The following is an 18,411-nucleotide window of genomic DNA, read 5'->3' on the forward strand; positions in this document are numbered from 1 at the left end:
CGGGGCGGGGGCGGGAAATCATGGACACGGGACGGGAATCGGAGAGCCGCGCCGACGGCCGGAGAGCCGGGCGGCGCAGGCGCGGCCCCGTACTCGTGGGGACCGGGATTCTCCTGGTCGCCGGGGTCAGTACGGTCGGCGCCCTCGGGCTGGGCGGAGGCGGCGCGGACGCCGATCAATCGGGGCAGAGCAGGAGCAGCCAGGCGGTACGGGTCACCCGTGGCACGCTGACCGACCAGACCGAGATCGACGGCCGGCTCGGCCACGGACCCGAGGTCCCGTTCCCGGTCAAGGCGAAGGGGACGGTGACCTGGCTGCCCGAGACGGACCGGACGATCCGGCGCGGCGGGACCGTGCTGCGCGTCGACGACCGTCCGGTGGTGCTGCTGTACGGCAGCCTGCCCATGTACCGCGATCTGGGCATGGTGGAGCCGCCGGAAGCGGGTACCGCAGGGAGCGGTGCGGGGAGCGAGGACACCGATGAAGCCAAGGGGATCGGTGGGACCAAGGGCATCGGTGGGATCAAGGGCACCGACGGAGCCGATGACATCGACGGGGGCACCCCGCCGAGTCAGCAGCCCGCCCCGTCCGCTCAGCCGACGCCCCTGCGCGGCATGGACGTCAAGCAGTTCGAGACCAACCTCCAGGCCCTCGGCTACTCGGGCTTCACCGTGGACGACACGTACACCACACTGACCGCCGACGCGGTCAAGCGCTGGCAGAAAGACCTCGGCCTGCCGCAGACCGGCAAGGTCGGCGCCGGTGACATCGTCTACGCGTCAGGGCCGGTACGGATCGCGGGCACCAGCGTGCGCGTCGGGGCCGAGGCCGCCGGCAGCCCGGTGAGCTACACCCGTACCTCCCGTATGGTCACCGTGGCCGCGCCCGCCGCCGACACGGACTGGGCGCGACGGGGCAGCGAGGTCACCGTGGAGCTCCCGGACGGGCGTTCCGTGCAGGGCAAGGTCGCGAGCGTGGGCAAGGACGCGTCCGCCTCCGGCGCCGGGGGTGAGGGGGGCGCCGACGGCGGGGGCGGCGAGGACGGCGGTGGCGACGCGGGGTCGAAGGCGGCCACGGTGTCCGTGGTGATCACCTTCGACGACCAGGACGCGCTGGGCAGGATGGAGAGCGGCCCGGTCACCGTTCGTTATGTGGTCGAGCAGCGCAAGGGCGTGCTGACCGTTCCGGTCGCCGCCCTCGTCGCCCTGGCCGAGGGCGGCCACGGTGTGGAGTTGGCCGAAGGGAGTGGCGGTGGCGGGGCCGACCGGTTCGTACCGGTAAAGACCGGGCTGTTCGCCAACGGCCGGGTCGAGGTGAGCGGGCCCCAGGTCCACGAGGGCATGAAAGTGAGAATCCCGAAGTGACCTCAGCGACCGACACCCAGCATGCCCACCCGCCATCGGAGTCCACGCCGGGCGCACACGTCGTCGAGTTCGATGGCGTGACGAAGACCTACCCCGGCCACGTCACCGCGGTCGACCGGGTCGACCTGGCCATCGCGTACGGCGAACTGGTCTGCGTCGTCGGCCACTCCGGGTCCGGGAAGTCGACCCTGCTCCACCTGATGGGCACCCTGGACCGCCCGTCCAGCGGCCGGGTCGCCGTCGACGGCCACCCGATCGCCGAGCTGTCCGACCGCGAGGTCTCCGCACTGCGCGCGCAGCGCATCGGCTTCGTCTTCCAGCAGTTCCACCTGGCCGTGGGGGTACCGGTACTGGACACCGTCGCCGACGGGCTGCTGTACGCGGGCGTGCCGCTGCGGGAACGCCGGCGCAGGGCGGCGGTCGCGCTGACCCGGGTGGGCCTCGACCACCGGATCGACCACCTGCCGCACCAGCTATCCGGCGGCGAGCGGCAGCGGGCAGCGGTCGCCCGTGCCGTCATCGGCGAGCCGGCCCTGCTGCTCGCCGACGAGCCCACCGGCAACCTCGACTCGGCCTCCGGCGCCGCGGTACTGGAGCTGCTGCGCGATCTGCACACGGCCGGCACCACGGTGGTGGTCATCACCCACGACCGCGAAATGGCCACGGTCTTCGACCGGAGGGTGGAGATGCGCGACGGCCGGATCGTCGCCGACAGCGGCGGAACCGGGTACGGCCCCGCCGCCCCCGGCCGTACCAACTCCGGCTCCGGGGAGGAGCGTTGAGCCACCGGAAGCCCCAACGAAGCCGCGAGCGCACCACCTCGCTGCGTCCCGCCCGGCTGAGCCCCGCCGACATCGTCCGGCTCGGCGGGACCGGGCTGCGCACCCGCCCGCTGCGGGTGTTCCTGTCCGCGCTGGGGATCGCGATCGGGGTCGCCGCGATGGTCGCCGTCGTCGGCATCTCCAGCTCCAGCCGGGCCGAGGTCGACCGCAGGCTCGACGCGTTGGGTACCAACATGCTGCGCGTCGCCCCCGGTCAGACCCCCGACGGCCGGAAGACCCGCCTTCCCGAGGAGGCGGTGCCCATGATCCGGCGGATCGGTCCGGTGCAGCAGGTGGCGTCGGTCGGTGTGATCGACGGCGCCGCGGTCTACCGCAACGCGCACATACCCGTGGGGCGGACCAGCAGCGTCCAGGTGGCGGCGGCCGAGCCGCGGCTGCTGCCGGCGATCGGCGGCAAGATCCGTACCGGCCGGTGGCTCGCTTCGGCGACCGAGGAGTACCCGGCGGTGGTACTCGGCGCGGAGGCGGCCCGGCGGCTGGACGCGTACACCCCGGGCATGCGCCTGTGGCTGGGCGGCAAGTGGTTCTCGCTGGTCGGCGTGTTGGAACCGGCGCCGCTCGCCCCGGAGATCGACAGTTCGGCGCTGGTCGGCCGGCAGGCGGCGCGGACGTATCTGCGCTTCGACGGCCACCCGTCGACCATTTACGTACGCGCCCGGAACGAGCGGGTGACGGCGGTACGGGACGTGCTCGCGGCCACCGCCAACCCGGCGAAGCCGAACGAGGTGCTGGTCTCCCGGCCCTCGGACGCGCTGGCCGCCCGGGAGGCCACCGAGTCCGCGCTGACCGGGCTGCTGCTCGGCCTCGGCGGGGTCGCGCTGCTGGTGGGCGGCGTCGGGGTGGGCAACACCATGGTCATCTCGGTGCTCGAACGCCGCCCGGAAATCGGCCTGCGCCGCGCGCTGGGCGCCACCAGCGGCCAGATCCGGGGCCAGTTCGTCGCCGAGTCGCTGCTGCTGTCCGCACTGGGCGGCCTCGGCGGGACAATACTCGGTACGGCGATCACTGCCGCGTACGCATACGTGCGGGACTGGCCGACCGAGGTACCGGTGTGGGCCGCCGGCGCCGGCATCGCCGTCACGCTGCTGATCGGCGCGACAGCGGGCCTCTACCCGGCGGTACGGGCCGGACGGCTCTCCCCGACCGAGGCGCTCGCCGGCTGAGGCGTCACCCGGTGGGACCCGGCCCCGCGGGCAGCGCCACCGTGAACACCGTCCCCACCGCCACCGTGCTCTCCACCCCGATCGTCCCCTGGTGATCGCTCACGATCTGCCGGGCGATGGACAGGCCCAGGCCGCTGCCGCCGGTGGCGCGGCCCCGGGCCGCGTCCGCGCGCCAGAAGCGGTCGAAGAGGTGCGGCAGGTCCTCGGCCGGTATGCCCGTGCCGGTGTCGCGGACCTGGAGGACCGCGTGGTCGGCGCGGGAGGCCAGCGCCAGCGTGACCGTGCCGCCGGGCGGCGTCGCCCGTATCGCGTTGCCGATCAGATTGCCGATGACCTGGCGCAGCCGGTCGGCGTCGGCGACCGCGTACGCCCGCTGCGGCGCCGCCAGTTCCAGCGCGACACCCGCGCTCTCGGCCTGGGCCCGGTGGGCGGTGCGGCAGGTCTCCAGCAGGTCGCGCAGGTCGACGTCGGCGCGGTGGTAGGTGAGCGCCCCGGCCTCGGCCAGCGCCAGGACCTGCAGGTCGTCCACGATCCGCTGTTGCAGCATCGCCTCTTCGTGGAGGGACGCGAGGAGTTCGGGCGTGGGCTCCACGACCCCGTCCTGCAATGCTTCGAGGTAGCCGCGCAAGTTGGCCAGGGGAGTGCGCAGTTCGTGCGCGATGTCACCGGTGAGGCGGCGCTGGCGTTCCTCGCCGGCCTGGAGGGAATCGGCCATCCGGTTGAAGGCACGGCCCAGTTCGGCGATCTCGTCCCGCCCGGAGACCGGCACCCGCCGGCCCAGCTCGCCGTCCCCCAGACCCCGGGCGGCCACGGTCAGGGCGCGGATCGGGCGCAGTACGGCCCGGCTCAGCAGCAGCGCGCCGAGGATGGCCGCGAGGGCGACCCCGACGGCGACGGCCACGGTCGGCGCGGCGGCCAGGGTGGGCGGGGATTCGTCGCGCACCCCGATGCGGACCTGCAGCCGAGGCGGCGCGGCCGTACCGATCCGCTCGTCGAAGGCGCGCTGCAGGCAGGTGGCGAACCGCCGCTCGCCCTCGCACTTCTGGACCGCCGCGTGGTCCTGGGCCGCCTTCGGGTCGGACGCCGCCGCCGGCTCCTCGCACTGCGCGGGCGCCCTGCCGTTCGTACTCACGCGGGGCACGCCGATGCTGTTCGGCCGGGCCGTGACCGTGGCCCCGGCCCGGGTCAGGCACGCCGCATACGCCGCGGCCGCCCGGTATTCGCCGATCGCCGTGACCGTGCGCTTGACCGAGGCCAGCGGTACCTGGTCCGTCGGCAGCCGCAGCGTGGGGCGCGGGTCGACCAGGACCGGGGGCTGCCGGCTCACCGCGCGCGGCTCGCGGCCGGTGAGGGCGTCGGAGTCGGCGAGCAGCTCGTCGGCCTCCGTGGCGACCCAGACGCGCTGGCCGGTGTCCTTCGCCAGCCGGCTCACCGTGGGCGAGATGCCTTCCCAGGTGCCGTGCGCGAAACCGTAGGCGTACAGCTCGCCGGTGATGCGGGACACCACCTGCCGCCCGGCGGTGACGGAATCGGCGGCCTGCCGCGTCGCCTGACGCCACGTCAGCCAGGCGGTCGCCGCCGTGGCGGCCATCGCGACGAGCATCAGCAGGGCGAGCGCCCGCACCCGGAAGCTCACCGCTCCTCACCCTGACCCGCGGCCAGCCGGTAACCCCGTCCGTACACCGTCTCCACATACCGCGGGCCGTCGGGGCCGCCCGCCTTCTCCAGCTTCCGTCGCAGGTTCATCACATGCGCGTCGACCGTGCGCTCCAGGACGTTCTGATCGAATCCGAAGACCCGGTCGATGATCTGGGCCCGCGTGAACGCCCGGCCGGGCTCGCCCGCGAGGACGGTCAGAATGGCGAACTCCTTGCCGGTCAGCACCACCGGCTCGCCGGCCACCCGCACCTCGAAGCGCGCGGTGTCGATCTCCAGGTCCCCGACCGTGAGGACGGTGGGCTCCGTACGCCCCGCCGCCTTCGCCCGCCGTAACAACGCCCGGACCCGGGCGGTCAGTTCCCGCGGGCTGTACGGCTTGGTCAGGTAGTCGTCGGCCCCGAGGTCCAGCCCCAGGAGCATGTCCTCCTCCGTGGTGCGCGCGGTGAGCAGCAGGATCGGCACCTGGGACTCGGCGCGCAGGATGCGGCACACATCGAGTCCGTCGACGTTCGGCATCATCACGTCGAGCACGATGAGGTCGGGCCGGGCGGACCGTGCCCGGTCCACGGCCGAGCGGCCGTCGCCGACGACCTGGACCTCGTTCCCCTCCCGCTCCAGGTAGAGCCGGATCAGGCGGGCCTGTTTCACGTCGTCCTCGGCGACCAGTATGCGAGCGCTCAACGCGCCTCTCCTCACGTCATGTGCCAATTTGTGCGCCCGTAGCGCCTTTTCGGCCTCTCGGGCACCCGAAATCGGTCACTCCGGGGCGGAATGCTTTCTTCGCCATGTTCAGAACAGGATCGTACTAACGCCACGTGCATCCCAGGCGATGCAGTGGTCACTGCTCTTGCCTCAAGCCACTCGGCAAGCAGGGGCGGTGCCAACAAAAAATCGCATGTGGGGGATCTTATGAAGCGTCGACTCGCAGCCGTTCTGCCCGCCATCGCGGCGGTGGCCGTGTGCCTCCCGTTCACCCTCTCCACTCCGGCGGTGGCCGCAGCGTCCTGCGGCAAGACCGCCGCCGACAAGGACGGAGGCGCCTGGAACGCCACGGCGAGCGGTGCCAACGAGCGCAGCGGCTCCAGCACCGGCTGTGCGAGCAACGGCATCGCCTACTCCGGCCACCGGCTCGACTACCACTGCTACACGGTGGCCGGCGACTACACCTGGACGTACCTCAGAAACGACAGCACGGGCACCTACGGCTGGGTCCGCGACGACCTGCTGAGCGACTACGGCTCCAGCGTGTACTGCGGCTTCTGATCCATTGCCCGTACTGCCAGGGGCGGTCCCGCCGGGGCCGCCCCTGGTCAGTTCAGCGAGCGGACCGCCCGGCGGACCTCCGTCGCGACGGGGTCGGGGAGCGGTGCGTAGTGCAGTGCCGGGAGCCGCTTCTGACCCTCGGGGCCCGCGGTGTAGGTCAGGAACGACTTGAGGACCGGCAGGGAAGCGGCCTGATTTCCCTTGTCGCAGACGAGCTCGTACGTCATCAGGACGATCGGGTACGCACCGGGCTTCGGCGCGGCGTAGTCGAACGCGAGCGTCTTGTCCTTGCCCTCACCCACGATCTCGGCGGCGCCGATGCCGGCCGAGGCGGTCTCCGTCGTGGGCGCCACCGGCTCGCCGGCACCGGTGTCGATGCTGACCGTAGTGATCTTGTGGGAGACGGCGAAGGACAGCTCGAAGTAGCCGATGGTCCCGGGCGAGGAGGCCACCTCCGCCGCGACGCGGGAGGACCCGGTGGCGGCGCCGCCGCCCTTGCCCTGCCACGCCTTCCCGGCCGAGTGCGGCCAGTCCTCGGGCGCGGCACCGGCCAGGTACTCCTGGAAGTTCTGGGTCGTGCCCGAGTCGTCCGAGCGGTGCATCGGCCGGATGGGCAGGGACGGCAGCTTCGTGCCGGGGTTCAGCTTCCGGATGGCCGGTGCGTCCCAGGTGGTGATGCGGGAGTCGAAGATCTTCGCCAGGGTCGGCGCGTCCAGTACCAGATGGTCCACGCCCGGCAGCTGGAAACCGATGGCGACGGGGCCGCCGGCCATCGGCAGATGGATGGCCCGGCCGCCCCGGCAGACCTCTCGCGACCACTCGATCTCCTGCTTGCTCAGCACCCCGTCGGTGGCGCCGAACGCGGTCGCCCCCCGCTGGAACTGCGCGACACCGGCGCCCGACCCCAGTGGGTTGTAGGCGATCCGCGCGCCCGGGCAGGCCCGTTGGTACGCGTCGATCCAGTGCTCCATGGCGCTCTGCTGCGCCGTCGAGCCGGAGCCGCGCGCCCTGCCCTGACCGGCACAGTCGATCCCGGCGGGCACCGGCTCCGCGGACCGGCGGCTGCCGTCCGCCGGGCCGGTGGCCTGCGCCCCGCACCCGGCGAGCAGCGCGGCGCCCGCGCAGGTCGCGGTGAGCAGAGTGCTCCATCGGCTCGTACGCCTCATACGGACCCGACGTTGGCTTTGCACTCTTGTTCCCCTCACGGCACCCGCACGGCACCCACACGGCGCCACACTCACCTCGACACAACGAACTGGACATGAATGCTCGCCGATCTTTCGTACGAGGTGCGTGTCGCCCGGGCGAACAGCAGGTGATCTCTGGATCACGGCCAGGTGAACACCGCCGTGCGGGCCGTCGCTACGGCAGCGCGTGGACGTGCGGGCCGACTGCGTTGGACCAGGCGTTGCCCGCGGTGGCGTCCCAGTTCGTCGACCAGGTCATCGCGCCGCGCAGCCCGGGGTAGGTCTTCGCGGGCTTGAAGGTGCCGCAGCCGGTGCCCTTTGTGAGGCAGTCCAGGGCGGCGTTGACCACGCTCGGTGCGACATACCCGCTGCCCGCGCCGCGTGTGGAGGCGGGCACGCCGATCCCGACCTGGGAGGGGTCGAGACCGCCTTCGAGCTGGATGCAGGCCAGCGCGGTCAGGAAGTCCACCGTCCCCTGGGAGTAGACCTTGCCGTCGCAGCCGAGCATCGAACCGCTGTTGTAGTACTGCATGTTGACGACGGTCAGGATGTCCTTGACGTTCAGCGCCGTCTTGAAATACCCGCCCGACGTCGACTGCATGTCGATGGTCTGCGGGGCCATCGTGAGGACCAGCTTGCCGCCCGCCTTCTGCGACAGCGAGCGCAGCGCCTGCGTCATGTAGGTGGGGTCGAGGCCGTTCTCCAGGTCGATGTCGACGCCGTTGAAGCCGTACTCCTGCATCAGCGCGTACACGCTGTTGGCGAAGTTCGCCGCCGCGGCCGCGTCCCTGACGGAGATCGTGCCCTTCTCGCCGCCTATCGAGATGACCACCGACTTGCCGGCCGCCTGCTTGGCCTTGATGTCGGCCTTGAACTGGTCGACGGTGTAGCCGTTCAGGCCCGCGGTGTCGAGGTGGAAGGCGACCGCGCCGGGCGTGCTCGTGGCGTCGGCGAAGGAGACCGCGATGATGTCGTACTGGCCCGGCACGTCGCTGATCTTCTGGACGGTCGCGCCGTTGTTGAAGTTCTGCCAGTAGCCCGTGACCGCGTGCTTGGGCACCGCCGGATTGCCGCCGGGCCCGCCGTCGGCGGCCGTGGTGCCGGTGACCTCGGCCGACCTGGCGGACTCGCCGGCCGCGTTGGTCGCCGCGACCTGGAAGCGGTAGGCGGTGGACGGGCTCAGGCCGGTCACGGTCGCGGAAGTACCGCTGACGGACTGCGCCTTGGCGCCGTCGCGGTAGACGGTGTATCCGGTGGCGTCCTTGGCCGCGTTCCAGGAGAGGGCGACGGAGGACGGCGTCACGGAGCCGACGGCGAGACCGGTCGGGGCCGCCGGCACGCCCGGTATGGGATCGGTGCCGCCTCCGCCGTCGGGCCCGAACACGCTGAGGTCGTCGGCGAAGTAGGCGGGCTGCCCGTACCAGCCGTGCGTGTAGACGGTCACGGAGGTGGTGGCGGGCCCGGTGGTGAAACTGGTGCTGAGCTGCTGCCAGCCCGAGCCGCCGGGGGTCCAGGTGGAGACGTCGGTGGTCCCGGTGCCGGACGCGCCGAGGTACACGTACGAGCCCTGGACGTACGCGCTGAGTCGGTACGTCGAGCCGGGCTTGACCGCGACGGTCTGCGAGCACTGGGCGTGGTCGGAGCCGGCCGGGGTGGCCTTCAGAGCGCCCGTACCGCTGTGCACGGGGCTCGTGACGGTCGTGCCACTGCCGTTCGCGCAGGTCCAGTTGGACAGGCCGGACTCGTAGCCGGGGTTCTTGGCGACGTTGACGTCGGCCTGCGGGGCGGCGACCGACGGGGCGCCGCTCGCCGCGCACACGAAGGCCGCGGCGGTGGCGAGGAGGGCCGTGAGCCGGCGTCTGTGCCGGCCGGGTCTGACATCTGCGGTACGGGGCATGGCTGTCTCCGGTGCGGAAGAGGGGAACCCAAGGGCACGTACGAGACGGCGGCCACCGTGTCTGCGCTAAAAATGGTTCAGACCAATGCTGTTGTCAAGGGGTCACGGCGAGGTCCGCGCGCTCCGCCGCGGCCGGGGCGCCACGTCCTGCGGGAAGGTCAGCATGGAGCCCATCCACTCCATCGCGGGCGTGATCTCCCGTCGCCAGGTCGTGAAGTGGTGGCTGCCCCGGGGCAGGATGATCGAGTCGACGGTCATCGGCGGCCTCGCCGCGCGCACGAAGCGCATCGTGTCGGCGTAATCCGGCTCGCCCTGCCGGCTGCTGGCCACCAGCACGGAGACCCGCGGCGTCGGGAGATGCTTCAGCCGCCAGAGCAGGTCGTGCTCGCGCCGGCGCTGTGCGGCCCGCGGCCCGGAGCCGAAGAGGCTGCCGGTGGTCAGGTCGTCCGTGACCCGGTAGTCGGCGGACATCGCGACGGCCGAGGTGTAGACACCGGGATTGCGCAGGGCGAGTTGGAGGGCACAGGTGCCGCCGGAGGAGTACCCGAGTGCTCCCCAGGCGCTGGGGTCGTGGCCGACGCGGTAGACCGACTTCAGTGCGTCCGGCAGGTCCTTGGTGAAGAACGTCTCGGCCTGCGGCCCGCCGGGCACGTCCACGCACTCGGTGTCCCGCGGCGGTGCGATGGTCGGCCGGATCATCACCACGACGGTCGGCTGCATCGCGTGCCGGGCGATCAGCCGCCCGGCGGTCTGCGGCACGCGGAGGTACCGCGCGAGGTTGGTGATGCCGCCCGGATAGCCGCTGATCGCGACGATCACGGGGAAGCGCTGGCGGCGGAACTGGCGCTGGAAGTACTGCGGCGGCAGATAGACGAAGGCCGGATTCACCACCCTGGTACGGCGCCCCATGATCCGTACGGATTCCACCTTGCCGGCCTTGTCCGGCGGGCCCGCGGGCAGTCCGTCCACCCGGTCCAGCCCCTGGGGCCCGGCCGCCTGCACCAGCCCGCGCCGCGCCCCGGCGACCGTCTCCCGGTTGCCGTCCGGGCCGGTCTGGTGGGTGACGGACACCGGTGCCTGCTCGTTGCGTCCGAGCAGTTCGTTCCACGAACCGTAGAACTCGAAGGCCGAGTTGACGGCCAGGGCCAGCGCGCAGACGAGCGCGAGCTGGGTGACGGCGATGGACGCGAGCCGGCCCAGCACGGGCAGCAGCCCGCGCCCGGCCAGCCGGGGCCAGCCCCACACCGTGAGCACCACACAGAGCACGGCGGCCACCACCACCGTGTATTCGAGCGAGCCGCTGGTCAGATCCATGCGCCCATCACTCCACCCCACACCTCGCAACGTCCGGGGCGGGCCGCCCGTCAGCTCGGCGGGCGGCCCGGTCCCGCTCATCGTTGAGGAGGCGAGCGAAGCACGGTGCGTTCCGGCTGGGGCCGGTTCTTGCCAAGGACGTTGCCCACCCGGTGCCCCGTACGGCGCCGGCAGCGACCCTCAACCCCGGCCGTAGCTCAGGCCCCCAGCCACTCCGGCCGCGAAGAGCCGCGGGGGACGAGGGTGAACGGGTAGCGGCCGGGGGTGCCGGACATCCGTACCTGGTCGGTGACGCCCTGGTACGTACCGAGCGGGGTCTCGTCCGTGAAGGTCTCGGGGTCGAGGTAGGCGTGCTCCACGCCGGTACCGGCGATCCCGGCCGCGTACGCCTTGTCGAAGACGCCGAGGCTGAGGATCCACAGCGCGGCACGGGTCAGTGAGACGTGCACGCGGTAGCTGCCGCCCTCGCGCGCCCGGCGGGCCAGCGCCTCGCTGACGCCGGCTGCCATCAGCCAGGAGACGATGTAGTCGTTGACCACGAGGATCGGCGGCAGGCCGGGCCGCTCGCCGTCGCCTTCGAGGTTCATCATGCCGACCAGGCTGCCGGCGGTCTGGTCGAAGCCGACCCGGTCGGCCCACGGCCCGGTGGGGCCGTTGAGGGTGGCCGTCGCGTGGATGATGCCGGGGCGCGCCTCGGCGGCCTGCTCCGGGCTCAGCCCGATGCTGTCGAGGTAGCCGGGGCGGCGGTTGGCGTAGAAGACATCGGTGCCGGTCAGCAGTGCGCGAATGCGGGCCGCGCCCTCGGCGGAGCGCGGATCGAGGGTGGTGGAGCGGACGCCGATGTTGGCCGTGGTGTAGGTGGTGTCGTGCTCGTGCTCGTTGGGGCGCCAGATGTTCAGTACGTCGGCGCCGTGCAGGGCCAGCGACCGGCCCGCTCCCGCGCCGGCGATCACATGGCCCATGCCCAGGGCCCGGATGCCCGAGAGGGGCTGGTCGCCCTCGGTGGGCAGGGGTTCGGCCGGGCTGTCGCCGATCTTCTCGATCTGGACCAGCGGCATGTGCGCGAGGTGGTCGCGGTACTGGGGCTCGTCCAGCATCTCCAGCGGGGAGCGCAGCACGGGCAGCACGACGCCGGCCTCGACAGCGGCCTTCTCCAGGTCATCGGCGTTCCAGCCGGCGATCGCCGCGGCCACGGCGGCGGGGTCGTCCGGCGTCCCGAGCAGCTTCATGGCGGCGTTCTTGATGCCGGGGTAGGGATTGAGCGGCATCACCCAGCGGCCGTCGGCGGTCGGGTAGAAGGAGAAGCCGAGCGCCTGGTTGACGTTGGTGGAGGAGGCCGGCGGGTAGCCGTTCAGCAGCTCCCAGCGGCGGTCGTAGAACGGGCACAGCCGGTGCGGCGCGCTCCGCAGGTCCACGGTGATGTCCTGCCCGTCGCCGCCGCGCAGCCGCCACAGCTTGGCGACCGCAGCGGACTTGGCCGCGAGCGCGATGGCGGCGGCCCCGCCCAGCCGCAGGGTGCTCGGTACGACCGGGTCGGCGCCGAGGAAGGTGACCTTGCCCCCGGTGTCCTCCGGGCTCATGCCGATGCCTGCCAGCACCTCGGCGAAGGCGGCCTCGACGTCGAAGGCGTCGTCGGTGGCCGGGGCGGCGACGGCTGCCTCGATGCGCTGGGTGAGCCGCTGGGCGTGCTCGGTGTTCGTGGTCATCGGTCGGTCAGCTCCCTGTGCTGTGTTCGGTGGTTGCGTACGACGTGGTTATTCGGTGGTTGCATACGACATCTGAGTGCGATGGTTGCGTACGGAGCCCAACTGGCCCGCTCCCGACCCCCGTTCACCGGCCACCGGACCGGCCGCCGCGCCGGAGGCCAGGCGGGCGACCAGCTCTTCGACGGCCGTCACGGTGTGCAGGCACAGCGTGAGGGCCCGGCCACGGGCGTGCGCGACGCCGTCGGGCGCGGTGCGGTCGACCAGGTCGGCGAGCCCGCTGCGGGCGGCCGTCGCGTCGAAGGCGGCGCGCAGGACGCCGGGGTGCGGCCGGCCCTTCGCGGCGACGACGGCGGCCAGCTCCGCCAGGTGGTGATCGAGGACCGCGGCGAACTCGGCGGTCTCCGGCACGGCGTCCGCCGGCCGGCCCGGCTGCCCGTCGTAGAGCAGCGCGGCGCACTGGGTGATCTCGTACACCGACCGCTGGATGCCGGTCAGCTCCTCGGCGGTCCACCGGGCGCGGTGGCTGCGGGGCTCGTGGCCGAGGCTGCCGATCGCGCCGTCCAGCCGCTCCCTGGCCTGCCGGGACTGCCGGCGCAGCACGTCGATCCCGGCCGGATCCACCGCGCCCGCCTCGGCGTACCCGGTGACCAGCATCGGCAGCAGCCGCCGCTGCACCCGCAGCCAGTCGGCCAGCAGCTCGTGCGTGCGGTGGTGGTGGTACGTCGGGATCACCACGAAGACGACCAGGCCGAGCAGCGCGCCCACGAGGGTGTCGGCGGGGCGGCCCCACTCGATCAGGTCGGGCGCCGAGCCGAGCCGGCTGATGAGGAAGACGATCCAGGCGGTGATGAAGAAGTTCAGTACGAGCTGGCCGACGCGGAGCGTGAGGAAGACGCAGGCCGCGAGGACCGCCGCGCCGATCACCAGCCCGTCGGCGCTCCACCCGCCGGGCAGCAGCACCACCCACGCCACGATCCCGCCGAGGATCGAGCCGATCGGCCGGCTCCAGCCGCGGGCGAAGGTGTGCCCGTAGTCGGGGAACAGCACCAGCATCGTGGTGAGCGCGGCCCAGAAGCCGTGGTCGGGCAGGGCGTGGCCCCAGAAGTCGCCGAACGCGCGGCCCGCCGCCTCACCGGCCGCGGTGCCGACCGCGATGCGGATGGCGTGCCGGAAAAGGGGAGCGCCCGGGCGCATCTCGGCCATCAGCCGGCGCCATCCGGAACGCAGCGCGTTCTCGGCGGGGAAGGCGTCCAGTACCTGGTCAAGGCCCTCGGGGCCGCGGGCCTGGAGCCAGTGGTCGGCCAGCCGCGCGGCCTCCCGGAGGCGGGGCAGCAGCGCGTCGGCCTCGGGCCCGCGCCAGGTGTCGAGCAGACGCAGGGCCTCGGCGTCGGCGTCCTGGCGCCGGGCGGTCAGCACCGTACCGGCGACGGCGTCGAGCGCCTCGGCGATCGCGGTACGCGGCACGCGCGCCGTCCGGGGCAGGAAGTGCAGGGCCCGCCGGATGCCCTCGGCCTCCGCGAGCAGCCCGTAGAGCGGGGCCGCGGCGGGGCGGGCGAACGACGGCAGCAGATCAAGGGCCGAGCGGGCCGCGGTGAAGGGGGCGGACGAGAGGTACTCGGCGGGCTCGGCGGCCCGCGCGGTGCTCGCCAGGCTCCGGTACAGCGCGGCCACCGCCTTGCGCTGCGCGGGGTGGCGACGGCCGTACGGGGGCAGCAGCTGGGCGACGAAGACCATGGCGGAACCGACCGCGATCCACTGGACCATGGTCAGCCCGGCCGATGTGCCGGGGGAGAGGTCCGCGGTGATCATGAGGCCGATCGTGACCAGGCAGGCCCGGATGCCGGGGGCCACGCCCAGGGCGCGCCACAGCCCGGCGACGTAGGACGCCACGGCGAGCACGAGCAGGAACCACCAGCCCATCGGGTGGAGGTACACGCCGACCAGTGTGGCGAGGGAGAACCCGACCCCGAGGGCGAGCGCGTTCACCGCCCGGTGCCGGACCGGCGCCAGGAGCGTGCCGATGCCGCAGATGAAGGCCCCGACCGTCATCATGGCCCAGGCCAGTGGGTCGTCGAGCAGCCATCCCACGACGGATGCGGCGACGACGGCGAGCACGGCCCGGCCGATCGCCCAGGGATCCGAAAGTACGCGTTCCATCTTCAGCCCCGCCCGGAAGCTGTGCTGGATGGCGGAGCACCATGCCTTGACCTCACTCATATATATGTATGTTACACCTAACGGTCCGTGCGGGGCGAGTGACCGCGCCCCGACGGGGAGTGAATCAGCCCACTCCCGCCGCCGGGGCGCAGTCGGTCCCTCGGTCCCTCATCAGAACGTCACCAGGCGTTGCGGTGGATGACCTCGGAGACGGGGCGCCGCCGCACCGGACCGAAGTTGCCGGCCGGCCACCCCACGGGGATCGCCGCGAAGGTGCGCATGTCCTCGGGGATGCCGAGCGCCTGCTTCCACTCCCGCTCCAGCATCAGGTGCCAGATGGTGATGTTGGCGGCCAGGCCGAGCGCGCGGGCGGCGAGCAGCAGGTTCTGCACGCCCGGATAGACGCACGAGCCTTCCGCGAGCGCCGTGAAGCGCGACTGGGTCCGTGCCAGCTCCTGTACCGCGTCCGTGCCCAGCGCCTGCGCCGAAGCCCGCAGCCCCGCTTCGTCCGGCTGCTGCTCGGGCATCCGGTAACAGGGGATGATCAGAGCAGGGGTCTCGGCGAAGTGGTCGCGCTGGTACTCGATGGCCGCGACCATGCGGCCGTACGCGGCCTCGTCCATCCCCTCAGGCGCATGCTTACCGGTGGTGGCCAGGTAGGCGTCCACACACCGCTGCCACAGCGGCGCCAGCCGTGCCATGACCTCGGGGTCGGTCACGACGACGTACTCGTACCGCTGCATGTTGCCCCCGCTGGGTCCCCAGACGGCGGCCTGTACGAGCCGCTCCAGCAGCTCGTCCGGCACGGGGTCGGGCTTCAGGCGGCGCATGGCCCGCATGGTCGACATGGTGTCGAAGAGCGGGGGTTGACGGGCGGAGGAGGCGGTCGTGGTGGTGATCATGACCGCAGAGTGTAGGTCGTACGGTCGTCGACGATCGGCGGTACCTCGGCCGCGGACGCCCGGACGAACCGGGGCCCGTCCGGCCCGTACACCGCACGCGGTTCGGGGAAGACGGCCAGCAGGAGGAGGTAGCTCACCGCGGCGAGCGCGAGGCCGACGGGCAGTGAGATGTCCGCGCCGCCGGCGAGGCCGCCGAGCGGGCCGACGAACTGGCCGGGCAGATTGGTGAACAGCAGCCCCAGCGCGGCGGAGAGCAGCCAGGCGGCCATGGCGCGCCAGTTCCAGCCGTGCGTGAACCAGTAACGGCCGCCGCGCTGACGCCGGTTGAAGACCTGGATGGCGTCCGCGTCGTACCAGCCGCGGCGGGTGACATAGCCGAGGATCATGACGACCATCCAGGGCGCGGTGCAGGTGATGATCAGCGTGGCGAACGTGGAGATGGACTGGGTCAGGTTCAGCGCGAAGCGGCCGGCGAAGATGAACGCGATCGACAGCACCCCGATGAACAGCGTGGCCTGCACCCGGCTGAAGCGCGGGAAGACGCTGGAGAAGTCCAGGCCCGTGCCGTAGAGCGCGGTGGTGCCGGTGGACAGGCCGCCGATCAGGGCGATCAGGCAGAGCGGCAGGAAGTACCAGCCGGGCGAGACGGCGAGGAGGCCGCCGACGTAGTTGGGCGCCGCCGGGTCGACGTACCGCGCGGCCTTCTCCGCGATGACCGACGCGGTGGCCAGGCCGAAGACGAAGGGCAGCAGCGTGGCCAGCTGGGCGAGGAACGCGGCGCCCATCACCCGGCGGCGCGAGGTCGCGGCGGGGATGTAGCGGGACCAGTCGCCGAGGAACGCGCCGAAGGAGACCGGGTTGGAGAGCACGATCAGCGCGGCACCGACGAACGAGGGCCAGAACAGCGGGTCGTCGGTCGAGGCGAAGGCACCCGCGTACCCCGGGTCGAAGTCGCCCGCGAAGGCGAAGGCGCCGAGGACGAACATCGCCGACGCCGCCACCACGGCCACCTTGTTGACCAGCAGCATGAACCGGAAGCCGTAGAGGCAGACCACGAGGACGAGCCCGCCGAAGAGCGCGTACGCGAGGCCGTACGCGGGCCCCGACTCGGGGACCCCGACGAGCCGGTGGGCGCCGCCGACGAGCGCGTCCCCGGACGACCACACCGAAATCGAGAAGAACGCCACGGCGGTGAGGAGCGAGAGGAACGACCCGACGATCCGCCCGTGCACGCCCAGGTGCGCGGACGAGGAGACGGCGTTGTTCGTGCCGTTGGCCGGGCCGAACAACGCCATCGGGGCGAGCAGCAGCGCCCCGGCGACCAGCCCGAGGACGGTCGCCGCGAGCCCTTGCAGGAAGGACAGCCCGAAGAGCACGGGAAAGGCCCCGAGCACACAGGTCGCGAAGGTATTCGCGCCACCGAAGGCCAGCCGGAAGAGGTCGATCGGACGCGCGGAACGGTCCTCGTCCGGTATGCGCTCGACGCCGTAGGTCTCGATTTCGGTGATCGCCGTGGTCACGTGCTCCGCTTCCTGTCGCCGCTGCTGTCGCTCGGCCTCACAGTCTGTCAGCGCCCCCTGGCTCGTACTGCGCCACCCCGTGCCCGAAGGACCAGTCGACCGACTCGTTCTCGGTCAGGGTGATGAAGACGTTCCGCGGCTCGGTCCCCGCGTACTCGTGCGCGAGCTCGGCGATCCGCCGGTACAACGCCCGCTTCCGCTCGGGGGTGCGCCCGGAACGCATCGTGATCGCGACGTACACGATCCCGTCGTCGCGCCGAATGCCGAGGTAATTGCCGTAGCGCAGCGTGCTGTTGACGCCGTCATGACCGGTCAGGACCTGGAACAGGTCGTCGGGCGGAAAGCCGATCGTCTCGACGAGGGCGTCGTGCACGGCACGGCCGAGCGCGTCGAGCCGCGTGCTGTCGGTCCCGAGCGCGTCAATGCGCACAAATGGCATGTCAGAGGTCCCTTTCCGAGAGGAGAGCAGGAGCGTACATACTAGTAGGTACAGTCACCAGTCGCTGCCATAGGAGTCCCCTATAGCCTCTGCTGACTTTTCGTCTTTGTCTCTCATTCTTTTCCGGTCCTACTGTGAAACAGCTCGATGAGGCGCGCATCGCGACTGAATTCCGTCGAGCGGATAATTACGCTATGGAGAGGACCGGTGGCATGGCCACGATCGAGAATTCATCGGGAACGCGGGAACTCGCGGGAAAGCGGGCACTGGTCACGGGTGGTACTCGCGGAATCGGAGCGGCCGTCGTGCGGCAGCTCCTGGGCGCGGGCGCCGAGGTGCTCACGACCGCCAGGTCGGCGACGAGCACGGTGCCGGAGGGGGCCGCGTTCGTGGCGGCCGACGTGCGGACGCGGGCCGGCGCGGAGGCGCTCGCCGCGGCCGTGCAGGAGACGCTCGGCGGGGTGGACATCGTGGTCCACAACGCGGGCGGAGCCACACCTCACGCGGCCGCCTCGGCCATCTCCGACGAGGAGTGGCAGGAGGCCCTTGACCTGAACTTCCTGGCGTCGGTACGCCTCGACGCACTGCTGGCGCCGGGGATGCGGGAACAGCGGTCGGGGGTGATCGTGCACGTCTCCTCGGCCGCCGTCCGCACCCCGCTGGGGCAGTTCCTGCACTACACGGCGGCGAAGGCGGCGCTGGAGAACTACAGCCGGGGACTGGCCACCGAACTGGCCCCGGCCGGAATCCGGGTCAACACCGTGAGCCCCGGCCGGGTCACCACCCCCGGCGGCGAAGCGACCCGGGAGGAGTGGGCGCGCCTGAGCGCGGCACCGGCCCAGGTCAACGCCGACGACACGACGCCGCTGGGGCGCGACGGGCGGCCCGACGACATCGCCGACGCAGTGCTTTTCCTCGCGTCCGACCGGGCGGGCTGGCTGACCGGAAGTAATCTCTTCGTGGACGGCGGTGAATTCCCCAGGGGCTGACACCGAATT

The 18,411-nt window shown here is 72.1% G+C and carries 15 protein-coding genes; 5 read left to right on the forward strand and 10 right to left on the reverse strand.

The window, feature by feature from the left end:
- Positions 1-20 precede the first annotated feature (20 nt).
- From ACZ4MH_RS28940 to ACZ4MH_RS28950, 3 genes are read left to right on the forward strand one after another with little or no spacing between them, the layout of a single operon-like run.
- A complete protein-coding gene (locus tag ACZ4MH_RS28940) occupies positions 21-1,364 on the forward strand; it encodes a peptidoglycan-binding domain-containing protein (RefSeq protein ID WP_351587424.1) in 1,344 nt (447 codons plus the stop codon).
- Positions 1,361-2,146 (forward strand): ABC transporter ATP-binding protein, encoded by a 786-nt coding sequence (locus ACZ4MH_RS28945; RefSeq protein WP_467754760.1) that lies wholly within the window; start codon positions 1,361-1,363, stop codon positions 2,144-2,146. Before ACZ4MH_RS28940 ends, ACZ4MH_RS28945 begins: the two co-directional genes overlap by 4 nt.
- Positions 2,143-3,369, forward strand: coding sequence for an ABC transporter permease (locus tag ACZ4MH_RS28950; protein WP_351587422.1), 1,227 nt, complete (start codon positions 2,143-2,145; stop codon positions 3,367-3,369). The genes ACZ4MH_RS28945 and ACZ4MH_RS28950 overlap by 4 nt, the downstream gene beginning before the upstream one ends.
- A gap of 4 nt (positions 3,370-3,373) precedes the next feature.
- Here ACZ4MH_RS28950 and ACZ4MH_RS28955 read toward each other — a convergent pair whose 3' ends face one another.
- Positions 3,374-5,005, reverse strand: coding sequence for a sensor histidine kinase (locus ACZ4MH_RS28955; RefSeq protein WP_351587420.1), 1,632 nt, complete (start codon positions 5,003-5,005; stop codon positions 3,374-3,376).
- Positions 5,002-5,709, reverse strand: a complete 708-nt coding sequence (locus tag ACZ4MH_RS28960; protein WP_351587418.1) for a response regulator transcription factor — start codon at positions 5,707-5,709, stop codon at positions 5,002-5,004. The genes ACZ4MH_RS28955 and ACZ4MH_RS28960 overlap by 4 nt, the downstream gene beginning before the upstream one ends.
- Positions 5,710-5,937: 228 nt before the next feature.
- On the opposite strand from ACZ4MH_RS28960, the gene ACZ4MH_RS28965 reads away from it, so the two are divergent.
- A complete protein-coding gene (locus ACZ4MH_RS28965; RefSeq protein ID WP_351587416.1) occupies positions 5,938-6,291 on the forward strand; it encodes an SH3 domain-containing protein in 354 nt (117 codons plus the stop codon).
- A gap of 47 nt (positions 6,292-6,338) precedes the next feature.
- On the opposite strand, the gene pstS is transcribed toward ACZ4MH_RS28965, so the two are convergent.
- The 8 genes from pstS to ACZ4MH_RS29005 all read right to left on the reverse strand — a co-directional run bounded on the left by pstS (position 6,339) and on the right by ACZ4MH_RS29005 (position 17,413).
- Positions 6,339-7,457, reverse strand: a complete 1,119-nt coding sequence (pstS, locus tag ACZ4MH_RS28970; RefSeq protein ID WP_351587414.1) for a phosphate ABC transporter substrate-binding protein PstS — start codon at positions 7,455-7,457, stop codon at positions 6,339-6,341.
- A gap of 196 nt (positions 7,458-7,653) precedes the next feature.
- Positions 7,654-9,375 (reverse strand): chitinase, encoded by a 1,722-nt coding sequence (locus ACZ4MH_RS28975; protein ID WP_351587412.1) that lies wholly within the window; start codon positions 9,373-9,375, stop codon positions 7,654-7,656.
- A gap of 102 nt (positions 9,376-9,477) precedes the next feature.
- Entirely contained in the window at positions 9,478-10,689 is a 1,212-nt protein-coding gene (locus ACZ4MH_RS28980; RefSeq protein ID WP_351587410.1) for an alpha/beta hydrolase, read from the reverse strand.
- Between the two features lie 197 nt (positions 10,690-10,886).
- Entirely contained in the window at positions 10,887-12,395 is a 1,509-nt protein-coding gene (locus tag ACZ4MH_RS28985) for a CoA transferase (protein ID WP_351587408.1), read from the reverse strand.
- Between the two features lie 48 nt (positions 12,396-12,443).
- Positions 12,444-14,612 carry an FUSC family protein gene (locus ACZ4MH_RS28990; protein ID WP_351587406.1) on the reverse strand — a complete coding sequence of 723 codons (2,169 nt, stop codon included), beginning with the start codon at positions 14,610-14,612 and terminating at the stop codon, positions 12,444-12,446.
- 119 nt (positions 14,613-14,731) lie between these two features.
- Positions 14,732-15,454: a nitroreductase family protein gene (locus tag ACZ4MH_RS28995; RefSeq protein ID WP_351587404.1), complete on the reverse strand. Its 723-nt coding sequence runs from the start codon at positions 15,452-15,454 to the stop codon at positions 14,732-14,734.
- A complete protein-coding gene (locus tag ACZ4MH_RS29000) occupies positions 15,451-16,974 on the reverse strand; it encodes a purine-cytosine permease family protein (protein ID WP_351587402.1) in 1,524 nt (507 codons plus the stop codon). The genes ACZ4MH_RS28995 and ACZ4MH_RS29000 overlap by 4 nt, the downstream gene beginning before the upstream one ends.
- A gap of 37 nt (positions 16,975-17,011) precedes the next feature.
- Positions 17,012-17,413, reverse strand: coding sequence for a tautomerase family protein (locus ACZ4MH_RS29005; RefSeq protein ID WP_351587400.1), 402 nt, complete (start codon positions 17,411-17,413; stop codon positions 17,012-17,014).
- 212 nt (positions 17,414-17,625) lie between these two features.
- Between ACZ4MH_RS29005 and ACZ4MH_RS29010 the strand changes: the two genes are divergently transcribed.
- The gene (locus tag ACZ4MH_RS29010; protein ID WP_351587492.1) at positions 17,626-18,402 is read left to right on the forward strand and encodes an SDR family oxidoreductase; all 777 of its coding nucleotides are present in this window, start codon (positions 17,626-17,628) and stop codon (positions 18,400-18,402) included.
- The last annotated feature ends 9 nt before the right edge of the window (positions 18,403-18,411 follow it).

The sequence above is a fragment of the Streptomyces sp. NPDC026301 genome, from assembly GCF_055567935.1.